Origin of the sequence: Paraburkholderia sp. RL17-337-BIB-A (assembly GCF_046025895.1) — a bacterium.
GTDB classification, from domain to species: domain Bacteria; phylum Pseudomonadota; class Gammaproteobacteria; order Burkholderiales; family Burkholderiaceae; genus Paraburkholderia; species Paraburkholderia fungorum_C.
Map to the genome: position 1 here is coordinate 2,121,455 of NZ_JARESY010000002.1, position 16,079 is coordinate 2,137,533.

At 60.2% G+C, this 16,079-nt stretch carries 15 protein-coding genes; 5 read left to right on the plus strand and 10 right to left on the minus strand.

From position 1 onward, the window contains the following. Positions 1–18 precede the first annotated feature (18 nt). A complete protein-coding gene (locus P0D84_RS30245; protein ID WP_408342710.1) occupies positions 19–309 on the plus strand; it encodes a DUF6471 domain-containing protein in 291 nt (96 codons plus the stop codon). 96 nt (positions 310–405) lie between these two features. Here the strand turns inward: P0D84_RS30245 and P0D84_RS30250 are convergent, their stop codons facing one another. Both P0D84_RS30250 and P0D84_RS30255 read right to left on the minus strand, forming a co-directional pair. After that, a complete protein-coding gene (locus tag P0D84_RS30250) occupies positions 406–681 on the minus strand; it encodes a hypothetical protein (protein WP_408342712.1) in 276 nt (91 codons plus the stop codon). Between the two features lie 79 nt (positions 682–760). Next, complete coding sequence (locus tag P0D84_RS30255; protein ID WP_408342714.1) at positions 761–1,474, minus strand: hypothetical protein; 714 nt, start codon at positions 1,472–1,474, stop codon at positions 761–763. 1,001 nt (positions 1,475–2,475) lie between these two features. On the opposite strand from P0D84_RS30255, the gene P0D84_RS30260 reads away from it, so the two are divergent. Next, on the plus strand, positions 2,476–3,687 hold the full coding sequence (locus P0D84_RS30260; protein ID WP_408342716.1) for a site-specific integrase: 1,212 nt from the start codon (positions 2,476–2,478) through the stop codon (positions 3,685–3,687). Positions 3,688–4,214: 527 nt separating this feature from the next. Here the strand turns inward: P0D84_RS30260 and P0D84_RS30265 are convergent. The 3 genes from P0D84_RS30265 to P0D84_RS30275 form a co-directional block, all read right to left on the minus strand. Then, on the minus strand, positions 4,215–5,432 hold the full coding sequence (locus tag P0D84_RS30265) for a cytochrome c (RefSeq protein ID WP_408342718.1): 1,218 nt from the start codon (positions 5,430–5,432) through the stop codon (positions 4,215–4,217). Between the two features lie 84 nt (positions 5,433–5,516). Beyond that, positions 5,517–7,736 carry a xanthine dehydrogenase family protein molybdopterin-binding subunit gene (locus P0D84_RS30270; protein ID WP_408342720.1) on the minus strand — a complete coding sequence of 740 codons (2,220 nt, stop codon included), beginning with the start codon at positions 7,734–7,736 and terminating at the stop codon, positions 5,517–5,519. Further along, positions 7,736–8,212, minus strand: a complete 477-nt coding sequence (locus P0D84_RS30275; RefSeq protein ID WP_408342722.1) for a (2Fe-2S)-binding protein — start codon at positions 8,210–8,212, stop codon at positions 7,736–7,738. The genes P0D84_RS30270 and P0D84_RS30275 overlap by 1 nt, the downstream gene beginning before the upstream one ends. A gap of 811 nt (positions 8,213–9,023) precedes the next feature. On the opposite strand from P0D84_RS30275, the gene P0D84_RS30280 reads away from it, so the two are divergent. The 3 genes from P0D84_RS30280 to choW all read left to right on the plus strand — a co-directional run bounded on the left by P0D84_RS30280 (position 9,024) and on the right by choW (position 12,027). Continuing rightward, positions 9,024–9,851 carry a glycine betaine ABC transporter substrate-binding protein gene (locus tag P0D84_RS30280; protein WP_408346143.1) on the plus strand — a complete coding sequence of 276 codons (828 nt, stop codon included), beginning with the start codon at positions 9,024–9,026 and terminating at the stop codon, positions 9,849–9,851. 111 nt (positions 9,852–9,962) lie between these two features. Further along, positions 9,963–11,132 (plus strand): quaternary amine ABC transporter ATP-binding protein, encoded by a 1,170-nt coding sequence (locus P0D84_RS30285; protein ID WP_408342724.1) that lies wholly within the window; start codon positions 9,963–9,965, stop codon positions 11,130–11,132. Then, a complete protein-coding gene (gene choW, locus P0D84_RS30290; RefSeq protein WP_408342726.1) occupies positions 11,125–12,027 on the plus strand; it encodes a choline ABC transporter permease subunit in 903 nt (300 codons plus the stop codon). Before P0D84_RS30285 ends, choW begins: the two co-directional genes overlap by 8 nt. A 228-nt stretch (positions 12,028–12,255) precedes the next feature. On the opposite strand, the gene P0D84_RS30295 is transcribed toward choW, so the two are convergent. The 5 genes from P0D84_RS30295 to P0D84_RS30315 all read right to left on the minus strand — a co-directional run bounded on the left by P0D84_RS30295 (position 12,256) and on the right by P0D84_RS30315 (position 16,067). Then, positions 12,256–12,714, minus strand: coding sequence for an MEKHLA domain-containing protein (locus tag P0D84_RS30295; protein ID WP_408346146.1), 459 nt, complete (start codon positions 12,712–12,714; stop codon positions 12,256–12,258). Between the two features lie 273 nt (positions 12,715–12,987). After that, complete coding sequence (locus P0D84_RS30300) at positions 12,988–14,451, minus strand: alginate export family protein (RefSeq protein ID WP_408342728.1); 1,464 nt, start codon at positions 14,449–14,451, stop codon at positions 12,988–12,990. Then, positions 14,448–15,383: a glyoxalase gene (locus P0D84_RS30305; RefSeq protein WP_408342730.1), complete on the minus strand. Its 936-nt coding sequence runs from the start codon at positions 15,381–15,383 to the stop codon at positions 14,448–14,450. Before P0D84_RS30305 ends, P0D84_RS30300 begins: the two co-directional genes overlap by 4 nt. A gap of 18 nt (positions 15,384–15,401) precedes the next feature. Then, positions 15,402–15,638: a DUF1427 family protein gene (locus tag P0D84_RS30310; protein WP_408342732.1), complete on the minus strand. Its 237-nt coding sequence runs from the start codon at positions 15,636–15,638 to the stop codon at positions 15,402–15,404. A 21-nt stretch (positions 15,639–15,659) separates the two neighbouring features. Then, a complete protein-coding gene (locus P0D84_RS30315; RefSeq protein WP_408342734.1) occupies positions 15,660–16,067 on the minus strand; it encodes a DoxX family protein in 408 nt (135 codons plus the stop codon). Positions 16,068–16,079: the final 12 nt, after the last annotated feature.

Sequence of the window (16,079 nt, forward strand, 5' to 3'; positions counted from 1 at the left end):
AATCGCAAAGGTGAGGTTATGACGCAAGGGCCAAGCTTGTTGGAAATAGACTGGGAATACGAATCGAAGGAGGTACTGAAAAAGGAGCTACGCAAGCAAGGAGTTACGTATCGCAGGCTCGCAGAACTGTTGCGCGAAGGTGGGCTTGACGAAACCGAACGCTCGGTGACCAACAAGATCACTCGAGGCAGTTATCGCATGGCGTTTTTCCTGCAGGTGCTCAAGATAATCGGTAGCGATAAGATAGTTTTGTTCGCTCCATTAACCTCCGATCAAGAGGCGAAAATAAAGAGAGTTGAAATAGCGTAGTCGTACTAGATTTATCTGGTTGTCCCAATCCGGTCGTGCATCGCACGGACGTGGCCGTCCTTTGCCTTACTTCAAGTCACTCTTGACTCCTGGTTCTCATTGCATCGAGCCAGAACCCAAGCCAGGCAAGCTTCTCTTCGCACGCGACAACGTGACTTGTAATTTCGGCCGCTGAGGCTGTCGGGCAAAAAAGTCAAATAACAGTGGGAAACGCTTGAATCCACGACGGTCATCCAAAAGATTTTCGAAGTTCACAAGATTGCGGATTCCCGCAACTTTAAAAGATGGAGTCATGCCCTGCTTAGTGACAGTGAAAAACCCGAATTTAGCGAACGAAATAGTTAAACGCGCTAGCGTAATAAGCGTATGCATCGTCGTGGATTTTGCTACGACATTTGGCGCGCTAAGCGTTAGCCGTCTACGTTGTCGACCGGTCCATAGTTAATTGCCTTCAGCCGTCTCCTTTTGACCAGACATCAACCCCTGGGTCGATATAGAAAACGATCCCCTCAGAGACACGACCGCTCATTGCAATGCCATCGAGCGCCGGTAGATAAGCCATCGGGACACTTCCGCCAATCCAACGCCCGCCAGCTTCAATTTCGCTTGCTTTGAACCTCGCACCGTCAGCCCGGGCAACCATCTGGACCAAAACACAAAAAGCGGCTGTGAGCGCCGCCCGCTGAGCCAGATGAGACATTCTCTTTCCCGCATAATTGCCGGGCGGCAAAGGTTTTAGAGCAATACCAGCAGGATCCGGGATTGCCCGGCTTACAAGAGGATTCCATTCAAAATAGGTCCGGAACAGAGCTAAAGCTATTTCTTGCGGTGCGCGTTGCGTTGAATCAAGGCCCTGCCTCGAGATCAGCGCAGATATGTCTCCAGACAAAGAGAAGCTGCGATTGTCACAGTACACAGCGCGTGCAAGCCGACGGAAGACGCTCGCGTAAACCGCTACATTCTGGCAAGAATTTGCGCGCCCTTTGGTCTCAAGCCTCGTATCCGCAGACGCGCAGCGAGCCTGGTGCCAATTCGCTACTTGCACCGAGACCTTCACGCGGTGAGCGACCAAGTCAGGCAGGGGATGAAGACGGTGAATAGCACCCCACAGAAACTCGGTAGGATTTGTCCACCAACCCCAGCTGGCTATGTCGTTTTGGGTCACCAGCTGCTCCACCGGCCAGAGCTTCGATTGGGCACAACGTAGCCATTGATCCAAGGGAGCGAAAGCGGCCTCAATCATCGGCGCCTGATGTCGGAATCTCACATGCCGGTCGAGGAGAAATTCCTCTCCGCACGGCGGCCCACCGCAATGCTCACATCTAAAAAGGAGTTTGCCGAACAACTCAAAGTAGCATCGACGTATATCCCGTCGACGCTCCATGGAACAAGTTAAGCAGCGTGTTGTCAGCTCTTCATCGTGGATGGGACATCGATCAAGTAGTTGAAACTGATGCCAGATGCTGTGATAGCCGCTTCGTAAGCAGCGCTGGCAGAAGCGAGGCTTGTCCGAGAACAGAAGCCCGGCAAGATTAGGAAACGCACGCGCCGCGCAGGTTTGTATATCGCTTAGCAGCATTCCCGTTTCTCGTTCAAATTCCGATACGTCAATCAGCGGAACGAGTCCGAATGGGCTCTTTTGATACCTAGTCCCGAGTCGCACAACTCGACAGTCCGGCGCCCACCCTAGAACGTTCACGTGACAAAACCTTCCATAGACCGAGTACACCGATTCGTGCGGCATTTGCTGCCAACGAGCGCCGGTCCATCGGTCAGCGGGAAGTCCGCGCGCGGTGCGTGAATCGCCAATCGGCTCTACGAACGCCGTATCGTTTCTGTCCCGCGAGTCATGGAAGCGCGAGTTCTGCAGGACGTGAGATAACTCGATGGGCGGCACAAAAGCTTCGACTATGCGCTCTTGCTGTCGGCTATCCAGCCCAGTCAACAACTCTATCTCTTCACAGGAGGCCCCCACACAAAGCAGTTCCCTGATATGCCTATTTCTTAGCAGAGTTGGCCATTCGCTAGCGGGGACGGTCCCGAGCGGGGGGTAGGGTTCGGCGAGCACGAGTTTCACATCGACCATCCGATCGAAAACTTCACCCAATACTAGCAAAAAGTCTCAAAAACGAGTAGTTTTAGTCAAATATCACGGGAGCGACATTCATGGAAACGAAACCCGATGGCCAATGGTTTCTCCCGCTACGACATCCCAAAGAAATGTCGCCACCTGACAATCTCACTGGCGAGACGGGGGTCAATCGTGCGCCGGCTAGCGGCCTGCGAATGTCGGCGAAATGCGATTGGCAGGCCGCCGAAGAGTATCTCGAATCTATAACGCACCATTGCAACGGATGGCAAGACTCTTCGCGGCGAGCCATCGAGCGCCTGTTTCTCTGGTCCTGGATCGAGGCACGCAAACCCGTATCCTCGTTGCTTTACACCGACTTTCAGGAATACGCGCAATTCCTGCGGGCCCCTCAACCGAGGGATTTCTGGTGCGGCGCAGGAAGCACATTCAAGCTAGCAGACGAGCGGTGGCGCCCGTTCTGGAACTACTCATCGGGAAAGCGGCCGGCAACGGATTCTTCGGCACTCATAGGACTGTTCAACTACTGGGTTGTCAATGGTTATATTATCGGGAATCCCATCGGCGATTGTCTTCGCGTAACGAAGAGGATCCTACGGAGGGAACGCGGGTTGCCTCAGGGGAGTTCAGACACACCGCTCCTCGACTCCGATACGTGGCGAGCGATGGCGCTGGCATTGGAAGAGCTCCGAGATGGCCGGGAGGCGAACCATTGTTTCTATGAGCGCACTCAGTTTGTTTTAAAACTAATCTATTTCCTGGCGCCGAAAGCTAATGAACTCATACTATCAACAATGAACAGTTTCCGCCGCGAGGGCAACCGCTGGTGGTGGCATGTTGGGCAGAACCTGAGGCCCGGGCAGCCGCCACTGAAGATGCCGGTGCCTGAGGACCTTCTCGCCGCATTGGAAAGATATCGAAGGTTTCGAGGACTTGAGCCGCTTCCGAGTTCCGACGATTATGCAAGTCTTATCACCAACGCGAGATCGGCTCCCCTATCAAGGCATACATTGAATACGGATGTGCAGTCGATCAGATTTCGCGCCGCAGACCGATTCGGCTCATCGCTTACGTATAAGGCCAACCACTTGCGTACTGCAACGATAGCTTCGATGCGATCCATTGCATTTCAATTCATCAACTCTTCGGGAACTCTTGTTCGTTATATCGAACGAGACTGGGCCGCCGTCGGTCCCGGTCGGACCTATAGACCCTTCATAGGAACGGAAGATGAATGTCATGACAAAGCGCAGAAGCAGAAATGGCCAGATCTGAACGCAACGCCCTAGCTGAGTGATCTATTTTTTTCGCTTGCGTGTCTCACGTGTCGGCAACCGTAGGATCGACATATCTTCGTCGACGCAAATCGTCAGCAACACCCCCTCAACGCACCCGCCTCGATTTCCGCTCTGGATTCGCTGCGGCGCCAGCTTCGCATCTCTCGCCAGACGTCAAACGACGCCCTCGTCCAAACTCCCAGCCGGCGCAAATGTCGCGAATTCGATGTCGTGACTCTGGCTCCGACGGCGCTTATCGGACCGAATTCCGCCACGCGGCGCGAATGTTACGGTCAAAAAACCTCGTCATTTCAGCCGCTACCGCCACGAAGAAAAACTAGAGTCATTAAAATCAACCACTTACGTGAAATTTCACCGGCTGCAATGGCAAGGAACCGCTACGAGCACGATTGCCTGGCGACTGTGAGTGACGAACGCACGACGACGCCGAAAGGGTGAGTTGAACCGGAGCTAAAGCGGGAAGCAACTCTCGTATGACACCGGGCGAATGCGAGAGTGCATGACGCTAATGGACCGACTCACGGCCGTGCATCCGCGACGTCCTTTGGCGTGACCTGCCCCTGCTTGCCGCCAAAATGGGCGATGGCATAGTTGGCGACCGCGGCAATTTCGGCGTCGGTGTAGGCCGCGCCAAACGACGGCATGGCGGTTGCTGCGGCATGGTCCGCAGCGCTGGTGCCCTCGAGGATCACCCGGATCAGGTTGGCCCCTTGCGGATCGTTGACGGCGTGCGAACCGGCCAGGTCCGCACGCGCGGTCTGCCGGCCGTTTCCGTTCCAGCCATGGCAACTCGCGCATGTGCTCTCGAAGATGCGGCGGCCGGTACCGTCGCTTGCTTCACCGCCGGGCGACCACGTAGTCGACGCCTTCACGGCCGCGCTGACCGGGATCACGGCCGCGGCGGCATCCGCATGGCGCGGCTTTACCGTGCGCAGATAGGTGACGATAGCCTCGATGTCCGATGCGGGAAGCAGGCTCAAGCTCAGGTCGATGGCCTGGCGCATACTTCCCGAGGCCGCGCCGTGACGGGCCGCATAGCCGGTGGAAAGATAAGACACAAGTTGGGCGTCGGTCCACTGGCCGATCCCCGTCTCTTTGTCAGGCGTGATGTTCCAGGCCTTCCAGCCATCGACCACGCCGCCCGATAGCGCTTCGTCCAGTTTCCTGGCGAACATGAGGTTGCGCGGTGTGTGGCATTCACTGCAATGCGCCAGTCCGTTCACGAGATAGGCTCCGCGGTTCCATGCATCGCCGCGCGCTGGGTCCGGTGCAAACGGTTTGCTGTCGAGAAACAGCAGCTTCCATCCGCGCATAATGGGACGCTGGTTGAACGGAAAGGCGAGCGAGTTGGCGGGCGCCGGCGTGGCAACCGGTGCGAGGGTCGCCAGGTAGGCGCGAATCGCGAGGACATCGTCGTTGGACAGCAAGGCATAAGACGTATAAGGAAAGGCGGGATAAAGATCCTCTCCGTGTCGCCCCACGCCCGAGTGCATCGCCCGCGCGAATTCGGCATCGCTCCATGCACCGATTCCGTTCTCGCGATCGGGGGTGATGTTCGGTGAGTAGATCGTGCCGAATGGCAGTGTGAACGCCAGGCCGCCCGCGAAAGGCTTGCCACCCTCGGTGGTGTGGCAGGCCGCGCAGTCGGCCGCCACGGTCAGGTACTTGCCGCGTGCGATAAGGGCATCGCCCGCCGGTTGGTTGGGCGGCGCTGGGCGAGACCGGATCGAGTCCATGCGGTAAGAAAAAGAACAGCACCGCGCCAATCAGGACAATGCACGCGAGCGCCGCGAGACCATAGCCAATACGATTGCGTCGCGTCATGACTGCTTGCCCTTCGCGCCAAGCGCGCGCCGGTCGATCGGCAATGCCCGAAGCCGCACGCCCGTGGCCGCGAAGATGGCATTGGCCAAGGCAGGCGCCGCGGACACCGTGCCGACTTCGCCCAGTCCGCCCGGCTTCTCTTCGCTTGGCATAACCAACACTTCGAACGGTGGCACTTCATTCAGGCGAATCTGCCGGTAATCGTGGAAGTTGCTTTGCTGGACCCGCCCGTTCTCGAAGGTGATGCCGTTATAAAGCGCGGCCGAAAGGCCGAACAGCACGCCGCCTTCGATCTGCGCGATCACGGAATCGGGGTTCACCGCGATGCCGCAATCGACGGCGACAGTGGCGCGCCGCAGCTGAATCTCCCCTTGTGTATCGACCTCCACTTCCATCACCAGTGCGGCATGTGTGCCGAAGCTGTCGTGCAGCGAGATGCCGCGCGCGTGCCGTGGCGGCTGCGGCTTGCCCCATCCGGATGCTTGCGCCGCCCTGTTCAGCACGGCGAGCGAGCGCGGATTCTTGCCAAGGAGAGCCCTGCGATAGGCGACGGGATCCTGTCCGGCTGCATGCGCAAGTTCGTCCAGGAAACTTTCCACCACGAACACGTTATGCGTTTCGCCGACGCCGCGCCACCAGTTGAGGGCGACCGGACCGTCTTGTCGTACCCACTCGGAACGCAGTGCGGGAATGGCATAGGGCAGGTCCGCCGCGCCGGCCACCGCATCGTGGTCGAGCTGGCCTTGCGGAAATGGCTTGCGATCGTAGTAGCTGCGCACGGTGGAGCACCGGGTCCGATGGGTCCACGCGATTGGCAAGCCGTCCTTGCCGAGCGCGGCCGCTATGGTGTCGTGATAGGCGGGCCGGAACCGGTCGTGCTGGATATCCTGCTCGCGGGTCCAGATGATCTTGAGCGGATAGCCGACCTGCATACCGAAGCGGGCGGCCTGCTGGATGGTGTCCACGGCCAGCCGCCGGCCGAACCCACCGCCGATCAGATGATTGCGCACGATGACCTTCTCGGGCGGCAACCCGATGATCTCCGCGGTGACGATGCGCGCGATCTCCGGCACCTGGGTACCCACCCAGATGTCGCAGCCATCGCGGCGCACATGGATCGTGGTGTTGATGGGTTCCAGCGCGGCATGGGCGAGGTACGGCAGATCATAGGTCGCCTCGATGCGCTGTTTGCCGGCTTCCTCGATCACGCGATCAGGATCGCCGCTCAGGCTGCCGTTGATCGGGGTGCCCTGCGCGGACCGCAGCGATTCGGCCAGTGCTGCCGACGTGAGCGTGGTGTGCGGACCCTCGTCCCATTCGATCTTCAGCAGGTCGAGTCCTCGTTTAGCAGTCCAGTAGTTCTCGCCGACCACCGCGACGGCATCGTCGATACGAAGGATGTCGACCACGCCGGGCAGGCCACGCGAAGCGCGCTCGTCGAGCGAGCGCAGCCGCCCGCCGATGGTGGGACACATTGCGATCGCCGCAACGCGCATTCCTTCAACCATCGCGTCGATGCCGAAGCGGGCGGTGCCATTGACCTTGGCCGCCGTGTCTACGCGCTTCGCCGGCTTGCCGATGAGTTTGAACTGCGACACCGGCTTCAACGGTACCTCGCGAGGCATCCGCTGGTGCCGCGCGGCGCTGGCAACCGCGCCATAGGTCAGGGTTCGACCGGTCCGCTGATGCGTGATGACGCCACGCGCCACGACGCATTCGGCAGGCGGCACTCGCCAGCGCTCGGCGGCCGCGCCGATCAGCATGGTGCGAGCGGCTGCGCCGGCCTGCCTCAACGGTGTGAAGAACGCACGCACGGAGGTGGATCCGCCGGTGGCCTGGGCCTTCAGCAGGCTCTGCGTATAGGCGTGCTGGTCCGCGGGCGCGAGTGCCACCTCGACCTGGTCCAGGCCCACTTCCAGCTCTTCGGCAATCATCATCGCCTCGCCGGTGGCAATGCCCTGCCCCATTTCAACGCTGGGCACCACCAGCACGATACGGCCGTCGACACCGACGCGGATAAAACCGTCGGGCACGAATCCGTCGAACCCCGTTGCCGCCGCATCGAGCGCGCCGACGGTGGCAAGATCCGGCTCGCGCTCGAACGCACGTAGCGGCCGCACGAACGCAAATCCAACCAGGAGCGCACCAGCGGTCAGGAAACGTCGGCGCGCGTTGTCTGGTAGTGCGTCTTCGCCGATTGCACGGTACGTTTGCATCACGCCGCCTTGATCGCCGCGCGGATACGCGAATAGGTGCAGCACCTGCACAGATTGCCGGACATCGCGGCATCGATATCCTGGTCGTTCGGATGCGGATTGCGGGCAATCAGCGCTGCGGCCGACATGATCTGGCCTGACTGGCAGTAGCCGCACTGCACCACTTCCAGTGAGAGCCACGCGGCTTGAATACGCTTCCCTGCTACGGTCTCGCCGACAGCCTCGATTGTGGTGATCTCTCCCCTCACGGCGGAGATCGGGAGTAAGCAGGAGCGTACCGGGTTGCCGTCCAGATGCACGGTGCAGGCCCCGCATTGGCCGATGCCGCAACCGAACTTTGTGCCGGTCAGCGCCAGCACATCGCGCAGGGCCCAAAGAAGCGGCATGTCCGCAGGCCCAGTGACGTCGACAGTTTTTCCATTAACGACAAGCCGCGTCACGGGCCAAGGTTGGGAGGTTTCATCGATCTTCATCATTGTTCCCGGCGCTTTGATCAAGCGTCCACAGAAACAAGATATAGCTTTCTGCTCGGCCGAAACATTGCATGTTTATGTCGTCCGAGAGACGTTCCGAGAAGCGCTGATCAAATTGCGTTCTCCCTATCGATCGAGAGCGCGGCACGTTGACGGTATCTTTATGCGTCGAACCGGATCTTTTTCGACGCCTTGATGCCGCATTTGTTGAAATGAAGCCGTGCAAACGAAATCGAAGGGTAATGACATGTTACGTTTGCTGATTCCGCTCATCGTGACGGCGCGCCGAAGGCCGCGCACTGCGTGGCTTTTCTCTGTGTCGAGGGCAGCGTGGCCGGGCGTGAGCTGGCGGAAGTCCTCGAGTGGCACGCAGAGCAAGTAAGAATGTCCGCACTCCATTCCCCCGCCGCCTTAAGCGCGCGATGCTGGCCGCGTTGAAACAAACCTGTGCAATCCTTAACGACGCGCGCGTCCCTTATCACGGAACACGCGCATTCGGTCCGGTGACAGAGACGATCGCGGCGCGCGCCGCTGCGAAACATTCTTGCGAAACGTCGCGGCGAACATGTCACCGCCGGCATGCGATGACTGAATCGTCGGAACGATGATCTTGTACGCACACTGGGCACGCCTCCGGTGAGCTTTATCACAGGGACGACGTCGCCAGCATTGGCCACGTTGCTCACAACCCCGCGTATCGGGACAGCCCGATCATGAGCAAGGCAGCAATTTTCTCCCTGTGGTTCACAAGCAAAGGAAATCAATGAAGAAGGCCTTCAAAGAATTGTTGTTGTGCAGCGTGTTGGGCACCGCAATGGTTGCGACGATGAGTACATCCGTCAGTGCGACAGCGGACACCAAACCGCCGATCAAGATTGGTTATGTCGAAGGTTGGGACGACAGCGTCGCAACGTCGAACGTGGCCGCACGCATCATAGAGAAGCGACTGGGCTATCCGGTCCGACTCGTGCCTGTGGCGGCAGGTGTCATGTGGCAGGGCGTCGCGCGGGGCGATCTTGATGCGACGCTTTCAGCGTGGCTGCCGGCGACTCATGGCGCGTACTGGGAGCAGTTCAAAGGCAAAGTGACCGACGTTGGCACCAATTTCCGCGACGCCAAAATTGGTTTGGTCGTACCGGCTAGCGTGCCCGAGAATAGCGTTGCCGATCTCGAAGCGCACAAAGCGGATTTCAATGATCGTATCGTGGGGATCGATGCAGGTGCGGGTGTGATGAAGAAGGCCGACGACGCCATCAAGGCCTATAACCTCAGCCTGACGTTGATGCCGAGCTCGGGCAGCGCAATGACGGCGGAACTCGCTCGACGGATGAATGGGAGCAAGCCGGTTGTTGTGACTGGCTGGGCACCGCATTGGATGTTTGCGAAGTGGAAGCTCAAATTTCTGGACGATCCCAAGAAGGTGTTTGGTGGTGCCGAACATGTCGATAACGTGATCAACCCACAGCTCGAGACGAAGGCCGCACCTGTGGTTGCGTTCCTTAAGAAATTCCAGTGGAAACCCGGTGAGATCGATAGCGTCATGCTGGCGACCGAGAATGGCAGCGACCCCACAGCTGCGGCCGATGCGTGGATTGCGGCGCACGCGGATCGCGTGGACAGCTGGGTTGCCGGGACGCAATGACTTACCAGTTTCGTGGCGCCTGACTGATATCGATGGCGAGGCCCACCTGCCCTCTTTGTGCGTTTCCCGCATCAATGTGCAGGCCGGCGCCTGCACAAGGACATGAATTCAATGGATTCCCCCACAGTCATGGTTGAAGGTCTCTGCAAGATTTTTGGAGACAATCCCAACGCGGCTGCTGACTTACTCGCGCGCGGTGCCACCAAGGACGAGATATTTGCCAGAACAGGCCATGTGGTCGGCGTCCACAATGTCTCGCTCGACGTTCAGGAAGGCGAGATCTTCGTACTGATGGGCTTGTCCGGGTCCGGCAAGTCCACACTGATTCGACTGATCAACCGGCTGGTCGAGCCAACGGCGGGCAAGGTCATCATCGATGGCCGCGACATCGCCGCCGTGCGACGCGCCGAACTCACGTCGCTACGGCGCACCGACATGAGCATGGTGTTCCAGTCATTCGCGTTGATGCCGCAGCGCACGGTGCTGTCAAATGCCGCATTCGGCCTCGAGGTGGGCGGCATGGGCCGCAAGGCGCGCGAAAAACGCGCGCTCGAAGTGCTCGAGCAGGTCGGCCTCGCGACGTTCGCGCAGAAGCTGCCGGCCGAACTGTCCGGAGGCATGCAGCAGCGCGTGGGGCTGGCGCGAGCACTCGCGGTGAACCCGTCGCTGATGATCATGGACGAAGCGTTCTCGGCACTCGATCCACTCAAGCGCAAGGAAATGCAGAACGTGCTGCTGGAACTGCAAAAGAACCAGCGCCGCACGATCATATTCGTGTCGCACGATCTCGAAGAGGCGCTGCGCATCGGCAACCGCATCGCGATCATGGAAGGTGGCCGTGTCGTGCAGATCGGTACGCCGCAAGACATCATCGCGAACCCCGCTAACGACTACGTGCGGGCCTTCTTTGAAGGCGTCGATACAAGCCGATATCTGACGGCCGGCGATCTGATGCAGACGAACGGCGTACCGTTCGTGCGCAATCTCGATCAGTCGAGCGTCGAAGCATCGTTGAACGGCAACGCCGAATGCGCGTTCGTGCTCGATGCGGAGCGCCGCATTCGCGGCTTTGTAACGCGCGAGGCGATCGGCAATGCGTCACCGTCGCTGCACAAGGTCGAATGCATTCCGCGCGGGGCGTCGCTCGATCACGTGGTGTCGCGCGTGTGCGCGAACTCGACCGCGCTGCCGGTGGTCGACGATGAAGACCGCTATTGCGGCTCCGTCGATCAGGCGGACGTTCTGAAGGTCATCACGCGCAATCGAGGTGCCCATGTCTGAGATCATTCCACTTGGCCGCTGGGTCGATCAATCAATTCACTATCTGCTCGATCACGATGCAAATACGTTCGATGTGATCGGCAAGACAATCGAAAGCTTTGCTGCGCTGATTGAGCACAGCCTACAGGCCGTTCCAATGTGGGCACTGATGGCGTTCTTCATTGGCATCGGTCTGTGGCGGGTGGGCTGGCGCTTTGCGATCTTCGCGACGTTATCGCTGTTGCTGATCTATGCGACCGGGTTCTGGGATCAGACTGTCATCACGCTGGGTTTGACGTTGTCGTCGACGCTGATCAGCCTCGTGTTCGGCGTGCCGCTCGGCATCTGGACCGCGAGGAACAAACACGTCGCGATGGTCGTGCGGCCGATTCTCGACCTGATGCAGACGATGCCCGCTTTCGTCTATCTGATTCCGGCTGCCATGCTGTTCGGCCTGGGCCGCGTGCCAGGCATTCTGTCGACGGTGATTTTCGCGATGCCGCCCGCCGTTCGTCTGACGAGCCTCGGTATCCGTCACGTGAATCGCGAGATCGTCGAAGCGGGACAGGCGTTCGGCTGCACGCCATGGCAATTGCTCTACAAGGTACAATTCCCGAACGCGTTGCCGTCGATCATGCAGGGCGTGAACCAGACGATCATGCTGGCCCTGTCGATGGTGATCATCGCGTCGATGGTCGGCGCGGGCGGTCTCGGCAACGACGCGCTCGCGAGCATCCAGCGTCTGGATATCGGCCTTGGCTTTGAAAGCGGTCTGTCCGTCGTGCTGCTCGCGATCATTCTGGACCGTATCACTGAGAGCTTCGGCCGCTCCCCCGGCACAGCCCGCGCGCCGCGCTTCGCAGGCCTGCGCAGTGTGATGCGCGTAAGACGGGAGCCGCCGGTCGCACAGAGCTGAACAGGTGGAGAGCAGCACGCCGCCGCGAAACGCTGAGGTGAAATTCTGCGCAGGCATCTCCGTGATACCGCAGTGAGGTCACCACATGATCATGTAATAACGGTGGCGAACCCGGCTTGCTACCGTTGTCGCATCGAAGATGCAATTGTTCGACATCGCCGCTTCGGCTCCGCTCCCCCCTCGCAGCTATCTCCGTAGGGCTCACACATAAACGGTTGGTATGCGCGATCAGATGTCGCGTGTGCGCGGGATGACAACTGCCTGGCCGTGCAATTTGCCTTCCGCGTCGAGAAGTTGCCACAGTGTTGCTTCCTCGATCATGAAGCGCTGGCCTGACTTGGTGATACGCACGCCCTTGTAGCCCGCCTCATAGCCGAGCCGCTGTACGCGTGCGAGGAACTGCTGTCGCTCCTCGCGATTCGGGGCTTCAGCAGAGAGCCGGGACGGCAGTCGGGTGATTTCATCCCAGCTATATTCAAAGCGGCGCTGCGCGGCCTTGTTGCCATAGATAAAGAGCGGGTCGGGATCGGTGTTGTGCGCAAGTACTGCGAACGGTGCACTCTCATAGAGCCATTCGGCAGCTTCGACTACTGGCATGGCCTGCGGCACCAGGGGGACACCAAGCAGCCGGGCATAACTATCGGTAAGGAGCTGGTAAAAAGCTGGATTGCTGTGGAGAGGGGTCATCTTGGGCATCTCTACGGAGATCATGGGCTCTGTGCAAAGGCGGAGCCGTTCACGATACGGCATCTTATCTGAAGGCGAAGGGTTCGTTCTCGCCTCGATGTTTATCTTGAAGATCGCGTTGGCGGCGACGCTGACTGTGGCCGGTCCGCCGCTCCTCGCAGCCGCGTGCTTGTGGTGCATCGGCGCGATTCGACGCGTGGCGAAGGCCGTTATGCAAATCGTTGGACAAGCGTTGCGTTCCGCAAAGCACCCTTGAGCCGATCGAATCCACGGTCACCATCCGAACTTCGCTTCGACGCCCACATAGTCGGCATTGCGCGCCCCCAGAGCGCGGATCGAATCGCCGATCTGGAAATGCACCGCTTCCAGTGCGAGCGCAAGGTTCGAGCTGACGAGCCAGTCGGCGCGAACCTGCGCATACATCCCCGTCCAGCGCGTTCCCTTCCCTGCCGTGCCGGGCACCACAGCCATCCCCTGACCGTAGATCGCATCGGCTGCCGTCGCGCGCCACTGGAAACCGAGCGCCGTCAGTAACGTGACCTTGGGCGACAGCTTGAACGTGATAGACGGCTTCACGTGAATCAGGTTGCTATAACCCGTGTATCCCGCCAGCGTGAAGTAGTAGCCGTTGGGAAACAACGGATTGAACGTTTCGACGCGTCCATCGCCGGGATGCCGGTCGCCCGATGCGCCATCCACCTGCAAGCCGACACGCGGCGAGCCCGCCACCGAAGCGAACGTATAGCCGCCCAGCACCCCGAACGCCCACGCGCCGATGGTGTCCTTGCCGACATGCCCCGTCTGCACCATCGTTTCCGCGTCCCAGTCGAACGGCGCGACCTTGCCCGAGTAATGTACGTCGAATACATCGCGATCTTCGGTGCCTGCCGCATCGAGAAAGCGCGCGTTGTCGCGGTTGTAGCGCGACCAGTACGCGGACAGATCGCCCGGCCCCGTGTTCGCGCGTTCGACACGCACGCCGCTGAACGTGAGATGCCGGTTCGATACATCGTCGAAGGCCGTGACGTCGCGATACTGCACGGGTTGCGTCATATAGCCGATGAAGCGCCACTTGTCGATTTCATAGTCGGCCCACAGCGCGTCGAACGCCTGACGCACGTTCGGTCCGTCGCGCACCGAGACGAACCGCTGCAAGTCGAACGCCATCTCCTGGCGACCGACGCGCGCCTTGAACGTGCCGCCGCCCACCCCGTAGACGAAAGCGACGAACGCCTGCTCGATATCGAGCGGATTCTTGTCGACAGGCGAAACGGAATCCTTGCCGAACGGCCACGCATCCTCAAGTTGAAAGAACGCCTGTACATGCTGTCCGATGCGCGCATCGGCATGCACTTCCGCGCGCTGGATCACGTAGCTGTCGGGCCGCGCGCCGCCGAGCCCGAAGAGCGGTGTGTTGTTCAGCTCGAAGCGCTCGCGCAGGTTCGCGCCGAGCGACAGATACGTCGACGGATCGCTGCCCGGCGCGAGGTACTTGAGCGCATCGAACGGCTCGCGCGGCACGCACGGATTCGCCAGCGCCGACCAGTCTTCCTGCCAGCGGTTGAACGACAGCGCCGAGGGCCGCTTCGCGGTGCATTGAGATGCAGCGGCGGCGCCCGCATCCGCCGTGTTATCCGCGGCGAACGCGCCCGCACGCTCTGTCATTCCGCACACGGCGAGTGCAACGCAAGCCGCGGTATTCGAGATCGCGCGTCTTCTCAGTCGACGCACAGTCACTTCGCCAGTTCGTGAATCTCGGCGACGTAGCCGCCGGGAAACTCGACCATCGTCGTGCGCCCTTCGACCGTACGGTACGGCGCCGCCAGCAGCTTCACGCCGGTGCCCTGCGCCTTCGCGAGCGTCGCATCGAGATCGGCGACCTGATAACCCGTCATCTCGCGGCCAAACGGATAAGGCAGCTTGCCGTCCGTCACGAACACGAGCATGTTGCCGAAGCTGGAGGTGATGCGCACGCGCCGAATCGTCTCGCCGGGCCTGCCGATTTCGTTACCGTCCGCACGGCGATTGTCGGACACGACCTTGCCGTGCGAGAAGCGCACAAAGCGCTTGATGAAGTTGTCCGCGGATTGCACCGACACATAGACGCGATTGTCGGGTATCGACTCGAGCGGCCCATACAAAGGCGCCTTCGTATGCCAGTACAACTGCATGTTCAGGCCGCCCGGCCACTGAATGATCGCGTCCTTGCCAATCGGATCGTCAAACGTATCGACGATCACGTCCGCACCCGCTGCGCGCGCGGCGCGAACGGCCTTGTCCATGTCAGCGACGAGATAGCCCGTGCGCTCGCTGCCGAAGGGATACGGTACCGGCGTCTGGAACGCGAACACCGAGAGCATGCCGACGGGCGTCTGCACATATTGCGAAGCGGTCTTGCTCGGCGTCGGCGTGACCGTGAAGACGGCGCGCGGCGAAGCCTTGCCGCCGAACGTCGCGACAAAACTGTCGACGAACGCGTCGATGTCCTCGCTCGCGACGTAGACATGCGTCGTGTCGTACTGCGGACCGACTGACACGACCGGCATGCTCTTGCCCGCGTTCTGATGATCGGCCTCGGCGCAGGCCGGCGATCCGGCTAGCGCCGCGCCGAACACCGCGATGGACACGATAGCTATCCGTAACAATCGATACATCTTGACGACACCCATAAAACACTCCTTACTGGTCTACTGGTCCTCGTTGCATAACGAAGTTGGCTTACTGCTGGCGGCGGGCGGTGCGCTTTGGGTTTGCGCATCGGGCGTGCGTATCTGCGCCCGCACGAACGGAATCGCATGCTCGCCAATGACAATGCCGAGCAGCCCCGCAAGCGCAATCAGCGGCGGCGCGGGCGATTGCACGCGCACGAGGTAATACAACAGGCCGACGACAAGACCCGCGCCCATTGAAATCAGATATGACATGGCTCACTCCGCGCGCGCCGCTCAAGCCTGCCGTTGCCCGGACGCTTGCGGCCGCAGCGCAATCCGGTAGCGTCCCGCCCCGCCAATCGCAATCGCGCCGAACATGATCAGCAGCATCCACGCGAATTGCCCCTGATCCAGGGTCCATTCGCGATGCACGAGACCCAGCGCGACCACGCAGACCACCATGATCGGCAGCGCGGCAAGCCGCGTCGCAATCCCCGCGATCATCAATAGCGGACACACGACCTCCGCGAAGATCGCGAAACCGAGCGTCAATGTCTTGCCGAAATGCAACGGGTCTTCGATTGCGTTGAGCTGACTCGCGTAGTGGATTGCCTTCGGCAGTCCATGCACGAGCAGGACGAGCACGCTCGCTGTGACGCGCAGAAACAGCAACGCGACGTCGGGGGTGGAAAAGCGGTTCATCGTCTGCTTGCG

What these genes read in the sequence shown, in the direction of transcription:
- P0D84_RS30245 (WP_408342710.1), top strand. Translation starts at nt 19, where the DNA reads ATGACGCAAGGGCCAAGCTTGTTGGAAATAGACTGGGAATACGAATCG.
- P0D84_RS30250 (WP_408342712.1), bottom strand. Translation starts at nt 681, where the DNA reads ATGCATACGCTTATTACGCTAGCGCGTTTAACTATTTCGTTCGCTAAA.
- P0D84_RS30260 (WP_408342716.1), top strand. Translation starts at nt 2,476, where the DNA reads ATGGAAACGAAACCCGATGGCCAATGGTTTCTCCCGCTACGACATCCC.
- P0D84_RS30265 (WP_408342718.1), bottom strand. Translation starts at nt 5,432, where the DNA reads ATGGACTCGATCCGGTCTCGCCCAGCGCCGCCCAACCAACCGGCGGGC.
- P0D84_RS30270 (WP_408342720.1), bottom strand. Translation starts at nt 7,736, where the DNA reads ATGCAAACGTACCGTGCAATCGGCGAAGACGCACTACCAGACAACGCG.
- P0D84_RS30275 (WP_408342722.1), bottom strand. Translation starts at nt 8,212, where the DNA reads ATGATGAAGATCGATGAAACCTCCCAACCTTGGCCCGTGACGCGGCTT.
- P0D84_RS30280 (WP_408346143.1), top strand. Translation starts at nt 9,024, where the DNA reads ATGGTTGCGACGATGAGTACATCCGTCAGTGCGACAGCGGACACCAAA.
- P0D84_RS30285 (WP_408342724.1), top strand. Translation starts at nt 9,963, where the DNA reads ATGGATTCCCCCACAGTCATGGTTGAAGGTCTCTGCAAGATTTTTGGA.
- choW (WP_408342726.1), top strand. Translation starts at nt 11,125, where the DNA reads ATGTCTGAGATCATTCCACTTGGCCGCTGGGTCGATCAATCAATTCAC.
- P0D84_RS30295 (WP_408346146.1), bottom strand. Translation starts at nt 12,714, where the DNA reads ATGACCCCTCTCCACAGCAATCCAGCTTTTTACCAGCTCCTTACCGAT.
- P0D84_RS30305 (WP_408342730.1), bottom strand. Translation starts at nt 15,383, where the DNA reads ATGGGTGTCGTCAAGATGTATCGATTGTTACGGATAGCTATCGTGTCC.
- P0D84_RS30310 (WP_408342732.1), bottom strand. Translation starts at nt 15,638, where the DNA reads ATGTCATATCTGATTTCAATGGGCGCGGGTCTTGTCGTCGGCCTGTTG.
- P0D84_RS30315 (WP_408342734.1), bottom strand. Translation starts at nt 16,067, where the DNA reads ATGAACCGCTTTTCCACCCCCGACGTCGCGTTGCTGTTTCTGCGCGTC.